Here is a 7,073-nt window from a genome sequence, read left to right as displayed (position 1 = left end):
GACGGACTACTTGTCCGTCCCGCCCCTCTCTGTCTTCGTACGAATCTTCTTCGCACGAGTTTCCCGAGATGCTTGCGCTGACTCCTGCATCTATGGTTCATTAGTCAAGTAATGAACCAACGGAGGGGGTGAGCCGGTGTTCGACGGGCCCGAGCCGATCTACATCCAGATCGCGCAGATGATCCGCGCGCAGGTACTCGCCGGTGAGCTGAAGGAGGAGGAACAGGTCATGTCCACCACACAGTTCGCGACGACGTTCCGCATCAACCCGGCCACCGCCCAGAAGGCGTTCGCCGGTCTGGTCGAGGAGGGCGTGCTCTACAAGCGCCGTGGCCTCGGAATGTTCGTCGCGCCGCAGGCCAGGGAGCGCCTGCTCGCGGACCATCGCAAGCGCTACTTCGAGGAGGTCCTGGCCCCTGCGCTCCAGCAGGCGGACATCCTCGGCATCCCGACCGAAGACGTCGTCGCCTACGTCCTGGGCGCCGGCAAGCGACAGACGGAGGAGTCATGACGACCACCGCACCGTTCGGTGCCCGCCTGGACGACGTCGTCGTCCACTTCGGCAGGAGCCACCGGGTGCTGCAGAACGGCACCCTGATCCGGGACGAGGCCAGCACGGCGCTCGACGGCGCCACGCTCGCGATCCGCCCCGGGGTCATCACCGGGGTGCTCGGCCGCAACGGCGCCGGCAAGACGACGATGCTCTCGCTGCTGGCGGCGTTCACCCGCCCCACCAGCGGCACCGTCCGTGTCGGGCCGGCGGGCGAGGAGGAGGACCCATGGGAGAACCCGTGGATCACCTCGGGCACCCAGCTCGTCCGGGAGAGCGGCGACCTGATGAACGACGAGAAGGTCTCCACCTCGCTCAAGTACTACGCCGACATGCGGCCGGACTGGAGCGCGGAGACGGCGGAACGCCTCCTCGACCTGTTCGAGGTGGACGTCCGCAAGCACCCGTCAGCCCTGTCGCGCGGCAAGCGCTCGGCGGTCGGTGCCACGATCGGCCTGGCCACGCGCGCGCCGCTGACCATCTTCGACGAGGTGTACCTCGGCATGGACGCGCCCACGCGGTACGCGTTCTACGACGAGCTCCTCGCCGACTACGCCGAGCACCCGCGCACGATCCTCCTGTCCAGCCACCTGGTCGAGGAGGTCGAGCGGCTGTTCGAGGACGTCGTGGTCATCGACCGGGGCCGGGTGCTCCTGGCCGAGCCTGCCGACCAGATGCGGGCGCGCGGGTTCAGCCTCACGGGCTCCAAGGACGCCGTCGAGCGGGTCGCGGGGGAGCGCCGGGTGCTGCACCGCCAGCAGCTCGGTGCGACCGTGCAGGTCACGCTGGAGGGCGCGCTGGACGACGACGAGCTGGCCGCCGCCCGCGGTGCGGGCGTCGAGGTCGGTTCCGTCCCGGTGCAGGACCTCTTCGTCCGCCTGACCGGCCCGGGGCGATCATGAGCGCCACCACCTCGGCCGTGGCGAGCCCCGGGCGGGACACGCTGGTCCGCGAGGCCGAACGGCGCGGCGCCCGCCGCGCGGCCGGCATGACCCTGCGCGTCGTCAGCACGATCGGCGGGTGGTACTGGGCGATCTTCGCCGTCGTGGCCCTCGCGGTCATCCTGGGTAACGCCCGGTACGGCGGGGACCTGGACCAGGGCATCGTCGACGCCCAGATGGGCGGCTCGTCCCGCTGGTTCGTGCTGGTGCTCGGCATCATCGTTCCCGCCGCGTACCTCCGGCTGCACGTCGCCGCCGGCGGCACGCGCAGGTCCATGACGACCGGGACCCTCCAGGGCGCCCTCGTCAGCGGGCTGCTGATCGGGGCGGTGACCGCGCTCTACCTGGTCGCCGAGCGCGCGCTGTTCGCCGCGCTGGACCTGACCTGGGCACGTGAGTTCGGGCTGCCGGTCGACGGCTACGGGGGCATCGCCCTGACGTTCGTCGCCGAGTCGCTCGTCGCGGCCACGTACTACCTGGTGGGCGCCGCGATCTCGGCCGGCTACTACCGCCTCGGCGGGGTGCGGGGCTCGCTCTACGTCCTCGCCGCGCTCGTCCCGGCGGCGCTCGTCGACCTGGCCACGCACACGGGCGTCACCGCCCTGATCGCGGGCCCGCAGAACCTGCCCGACGGCGGGGCCGGCGTGCTCCTGGGCCTCGCGGGCGGCGCGGTCGCCGTCGCGCTGGCGGCCTGGCTGTTCGGCACGCCGCTGCGCTCCGTCCCGCTGCGACCTTCCGTCTGAGGGGCACGACCATGACAACACCGACCATCGAGGAGAGCACGATGAGCCGCAACGAGCTGACCCGGGCCGGGCACCTGCGCGGCGTCGCGGCCGTGGCCCGGCGGCTCCGTGGATCCGGCGTCACCGTCGGGATCTGGTTCTGGGGCGTCTACGCGCTCTACGCCGTCGGGCTCACCGTCGGCAACGCCCTGGCCGGCAACGACCTGGAGATCAGCGCGCTCGACGTGACCCTCGGTGCCGCCCGCTGGCCGATGATCGCGCTCGGCGTCCTCGCGTCCTCCGGCATCCTCACGCTCCACGTGGCCGCCGGCGGCAGCCGCCGGTCCCTGGCCGAGGGCGTGGTGCGCGGCGCCGTCGTCGTCGGCGCAGGCTTCGGCGTCGTGACCACGCTCGCTCTGCTGGGCGAGCGCCTGCTCAGCACGTCGCTCGGGATGACCTGGCGCCGACTCGGGGCGCTGCCCTTCGACTCGCCCCTCACGGTGCTCGGCAGCACGGTCGCCGAGGCCCTCGTGCTCACCACCTACATCCTCGTCGGCGCGTGCATCGGCCTCGGCTTCACGCACACCGGCGCCTGGGGGACGCTCCTGATCGTCCCGCTGGCCCTGCCCGCCGTGCTCGCCGACCTCGCGACCCGCAGCGGCGTGATCGGCACGATCGCCAACATCCAGTTCGTGCCCGACATCGAGCACGCGGAGGTGCCCCCGTCCGAGGGTCTCGCGACCCTGCTGATCGGCCTTGGCGGGGCCGCGCTCGCCGCCGTCATCGCCGCCGTCGTGCTCCGCGCCCTGCTGCGCACGGCGCCCGTGCGCGCCGCCTGAACCGACCCGACCCGACCCGAACCCGCCCGACCCGACCCAGAAAGAGTGTGACCATGACGTCCCCAGTCGTCGAAGTCAGCCACCTCAGAAAGGCCTATCCCGGCGCCGGTCGCGGCGCCGCCCCCAAGACCGCCGTCGCCGACGTGTCCTTCCAGGTCGCCCGCGGCGAGATCTTCGGGATCCTCGGCCCCAACGGCGCCGGCAAGACCACCACCGTCGAGTGCGTCGCCGGGCTGCGGCACGCCGACGGCGGAACCGTCCGGATCCTCGGCCACGACCCCCAGGCCGACCCTGCCGCGGTGCGGGAGCACGTGGGCGTCCAGCTCCAGGAGGCCGCCCTGCACGACAAGATCACCGTCGGCGAGGCGCTCGACGTCTTCGGCTCCTTCTACCCGCAGCGGGCGGACTCGGCCGAGCTCCTCGACCTGCTCGACCTGACCGCGCAGCGCGACCAGCAGTTCGGCAAGCTGTCCGGCGGGCAGAAGCAGCGGCTCTCCATCGCCCTGGCCCTCGTGGGCAGGCCCCAGGTCGCCATCCTCGACGAGCTCACCACCGGCCTCGACCCCGCCGCCCGGCGCGCCACCTGGGACCTCGTCGAACGCGTGCGCGACTCCGGCGTCACCGTGCTGCTCGTCACCCACTTCATGGACGAGGCCGAGCGGCTCTGCGACCGGCTCGTCGTGATCGACGCCGGCCGCGTCGTCGCCGAGGGCACCCCGGCCGCCCTCATCGAGGGGCTCGAGGGCCACCGCGGCGTCCGGCTCCGGTTCGCGGACGACGCCGCCCGCGACCGCGCGGCCCTGCTGCTCACCGCCCTCTCCGAGCGGGACGCCGACGTCGCCGGAGTCGTCCCCGCCGGCGACGAGATCGAGGTGACCGGCACCCGCAAGGTGCTGTTCGCCGTCGTGCAGGCGCTCGCGGCCGCCGATGTCGTCCCCGACGACGTGCGGACCGTCGAACGCACCCTGGAGGACGTGTTCGTGCAGGTCACCGGTCGTGCGTACCGGGCAGAGGAGAACGAGGAGGTGGCGGCATGACCGCCGTCCAGACCGCCGTCGTCCCGCGGGGCCTGCGGGCCAGGGGCTTCGGCACCCTGTTCACCACCGAGCTCAAGGTGTGGCTGCGGGAGCCGACCGGTGTCTTCTTCGCGCTCGTCTTCCCCAGCCTGCTGCTGCTCGGGCTCGGGCTGGCCATCCCCGACTTCTCGAAGCCGATGACCGACGCGCCGCCGCCCTGGAACGAGGCGCCGGGCGTCACCAGCTACCTGCCCACCATCATCGCGCTCGCGGTGGGGACCATCGCGCTGACCACCATGCCGGTGCAGTTCGCGACCTTCCGCGAGAAGGGCATCCTGAAGCGCCTGTCGACCACCCCGATGCCGCCGCAGAACCTGATCGGCGCGCACCTGGTGATCAACGTGCTGGCACTCATCGTGTCCACGAGCGCGGCCGTCGTCGGCAGCATGGTCGTGCTGGGGGTGCCGTTCGCGGCCGACCCGCTGACGGTGCTGCTCGTCCTGGTGCTGTCGACGACTGCCATGTTCTCGCTCGGGCTGCTCGTCGCGGCGCGGGCCGAGAAGGGCGCGACGGCGTCCGGGCTGGGCATGCTGCTCTACTTCCCGTCCCTGATGTTCTCCGGGGTGTGGGTACCGCTGTCCGTCATGCCGGACTGGATGGAGACGATCGGCCTCTACCTGCCGCTCGGCGCCGCGGCCCAGGGACTCACCGTCGGCTGGTTCGGCACCGAGGGTTTCCCGCTCGCCCAGGTGCTCGTTCTGGTCGGCTGGACCGTGGTGCTCTTCCCCCTCGGCGTCAAGCTCTTCCGCTGGACGTGACCCCTGGTCAGGGGTCCCCTAGGCTCGTGTCATGAAGCCGTTTCTGCTGCTCGCGACGCGTGCGGAGGACCTCGCCGCAGACGGTGAGCACGAGGCGTTCCTCCGGTACGGAGGCCTCGAGCCGGAGCAGCTGCACCGGGTCCGCCTCGAGCGCGAGCCGCTGCCGCCGATCGACCTGGACGACTACTCGGGCGTCCTCGTCGGCGGGGGACCCTTCAACTCCTCGGACCCCGAGGAGACGAAGGGTCCCGCGCAGCGGCGGGTCGAGGCCGAGCTGTCCGGGCTGCTCGACGAGGTCGTGGCGCGCGACTTCCCGTTCCTGGGCGCCTGCTACGGCGTCGGCACGCTCGGGGCGCACCAGGGCGCGGTGATCGACGCGACCTACGCCGAGCCGGTGGGACCCGTGACCATCGAGCTCACCCCGGACGCGGCGGACGACCCGCTGCTGGCCGGGCTCCCGCAGTCCTTCGCGGCGTACGTCGGCCACAAGGAGGCGGTGCGCAAGCTGCCCGACCACGCGGTGCTGCTCGCGTCGTCGGCCGGCTGCCCGGTCCAGATGTTCCGGGTCAAGCAGAACCTGTACGCCACGCAGTTCCACCCCGAGCTCGACGGCCCGGGCATCGACCAGCGGATCGCGGTCTACCGCGACTACGGCTACTTCCCGCCCGAGGAGGCGGAGGCGGTGCGGGAGCGCTGCCTCGCGGTATCGGTCACCGAGCCGCTCCGCGTGCTGCGCGCGTTCGTGGAGCGCTACGCCCGGGTGTGATCGACCGCATCCTGGGATCCGGTAGACAGTCGCCGGGGGTGGGGCTACCGTTTTGGCCGTGGACATCCGTTGGTATTGGCGCTTTACGTCGGCTCCTGGTGGAGCTCGGCGGGCGTACGCCTGACCAACCTTCCACCCGGAGCCAGGGCCTGGGACGCCGATCGCGTCCAGGCCCTTCGTCTTTACCGAGACGGGCCGCTCCGGACCAGGAGTCGGTGGCGGGCCGTCCGGTTCCTCGAACCAGACCCCTCCAACCAGGAGCCCCGATCCCGATGAGCATCACCCCCGCGGAACCCAGCACCGAGGCGACCACCGACCTCGGTACCCGCACCTCCGACCTGCGCATCCGCGCTCTCGACCCGCTGCCCGCCCCGCGGAGCCTGCTGGAGGCGATGCCGCTCGGCACCGCCCGCAGCGACCTCGTCACGACGTCCCGCCGTGAGGTGCGCGACGTGCTGACCGGCGAGGACGACCGGCTGCTGACGATCGTCGGCCCGTGCTCGGTGCACGACCCGGTGGCCGCGCTCGACTACGCCGCCCGGCTCGCCGCGCTCCGGCGCGAGCTGTCCGACGACCTCGTCGTCGTGATGCGGGTGTACTTCGAGAAGCCGCGCACCACGGTCGGCTGGAAGGGCCTCATCAACGACCCGCACCTGGACGGGTCGCACGACGTGCGGCACGGCCTGAACCTGGCCCGCGAGGTGCTGCTCGGTGTCCTCGACGCCGGGGTGCCCGCCGGGGCCGAGTTCCTGGAGCCCACCAGCCCCCAGTACATCGCGGACGCCGTGACCTGGGGCGCCATCGGTGCGCGCAACGTGGAGTCGCAGGTGCACCGGCAGCTCGCCTCGGGCCTGTCGATGCCCGTCGGGTTCAAGAACGCGACCGACGGCGACGTCCAGATCGCCGTGGACGGCTGCATCACCGCCGCGAGCGAGCACACCTTCTTCGGCGCCGACGCCGAGGGCCGTGCCGCCGCCGTCGAGACGACGGGCAACCCGGACTGCCACGTGATCCTGCGCGGCGGTCGGTCGGGCCCCAACTACTCGGCCGAGGACGTCGCCGCCGCCCTGCGCGTGGCGCGCACCTCCGGGCTCGGCGGCGCCGTCGAGAACGGCGTGATCGTCGACGCGAGCCACGGCAACTCGGGCAAGGACCACGTGCGCCAGGCGGGCGTCGTGCACGAGATCGCCAACCGCATCGCCGACGGCGAGCACGGCATCACGGGCCTGATGATGGAGAGCTTCATCGAGGCCGGCGCGCAGCAGCCGGGCCCGCTGTCGGAGCTCACCTACGGCCAGTCCGTCACCGACAAGTGCATGGACTGGGACACCACGGAGGACCTGCTCCGCGACCTCGCCAAGGCGGTCCGCGAGCGGCGCGGCTGACCTGATCTCTTCTCGGAGCCGGCCGGGCCTGTCGCC

The 7,073-nt window shown here is 72.2% G+C and carries 8 protein-coding genes; all 8 read left to right on the top strand.

The features are described 5' to 3' along the window. Positions 1-136: 136 nt before the first annotated feature. The 8 genes from ACFWEJ_RS25430 (at position 137) to ACFWEJ_RS25395 (ending at position 7,037) form a co-directional block, all read left to right on the top strand. Positions 137-511, top strand: coding sequence for a GntR family transcriptional regulator (locus tag ACFWEJ_RS25430; RefSeq protein ID WP_377231960.1), 375 nt, complete (start codon positions 137-139; stop codon positions 509-511). Next, a complete protein-coding gene (locus ACFWEJ_RS25425; protein WP_377231959.1) occupies positions 508-1,452 on the top strand; it encodes an ATP-binding cassette domain-containing protein in 945 nt (314 codons plus the stop codon). Before ACFWEJ_RS25430 ends, ACFWEJ_RS25425 begins: the two co-directional genes overlap by 4 nt. Further along, positions 1,449-2,234 carry a hypothetical protein gene (locus tag ACFWEJ_RS25420; RefSeq protein WP_377231958.1) on the top strand — a complete coding sequence of 262 codons (786 nt, stop codon included), beginning with the start codon at positions 1,449-1,451 and terminating at the stop codon, positions 2,232-2,234. The genes ACFWEJ_RS25425 and ACFWEJ_RS25420 overlap by 4 nt, the downstream gene beginning before the upstream one ends. Before the next feature lie 11 nt (positions 2,235-2,245). Next, complete coding sequence (locus ACFWEJ_RS25415; protein ID WP_377231957.1) at positions 2,246-3,052, top strand: hypothetical protein; 807 nt, start codon at positions 2,246-2,248, stop codon at positions 3,050-3,052. Between the two features lie 53 nt (positions 3,053-3,105). After that, positions 3,106-4,089, top strand: a complete 984-nt coding sequence (locus tag ACFWEJ_RS25410; protein ID WP_377231956.1) for an ABC transporter ATP-binding protein — start codon at positions 3,106-3,108, stop codon at positions 4,087-4,089. Then, on the top strand, positions 4,086-4,886 hold the full coding sequence (locus ACFWEJ_RS25405) for an ABC transporter permease (protein ID WP_377231955.1): 801 nt from the start codon (positions 4,086-4,088) through the stop codon (positions 4,884-4,886). The genes ACFWEJ_RS25410 and ACFWEJ_RS25405 overlap by 4 nt, the downstream gene beginning before the upstream one ends. A 31-nt stretch (positions 4,887-4,917) precedes the next feature. Further along, positions 4,918-5,652: a glutamine amidotransferase gene (locus ACFWEJ_RS25400; protein ID WP_377231954.1), complete on the top strand. Its 735-nt coding sequence runs from the start codon at positions 4,918-4,920 to the stop codon at positions 5,650-5,652. 272 nt (positions 5,653-5,924) lie between these two features. Further along, positions 5,925-7,037: a 3-deoxy-7-phosphoheptulonate synthase gene (locus ACFWEJ_RS25395; RefSeq protein ID WP_377231953.1), complete on the top strand. Its 1,113-nt coding sequence runs from the start codon at positions 5,925-5,927 to the stop codon at positions 7,035-7,037. Positions 7,038-7,073: the final 36 nt, after the last annotated feature.

The organism is Promicromonospora sp. NPDC060204, assembly GCF_042728455.1.
Classification (GTDB): domain Bacteria; phylum Actinomycetota; class Actinomycetes; order Actinomycetales; family Cellulomonadaceae; genus Promicromonospora.
This window is presented reverse-complemented; position numbering and strand designations above follow the sequence as displayed.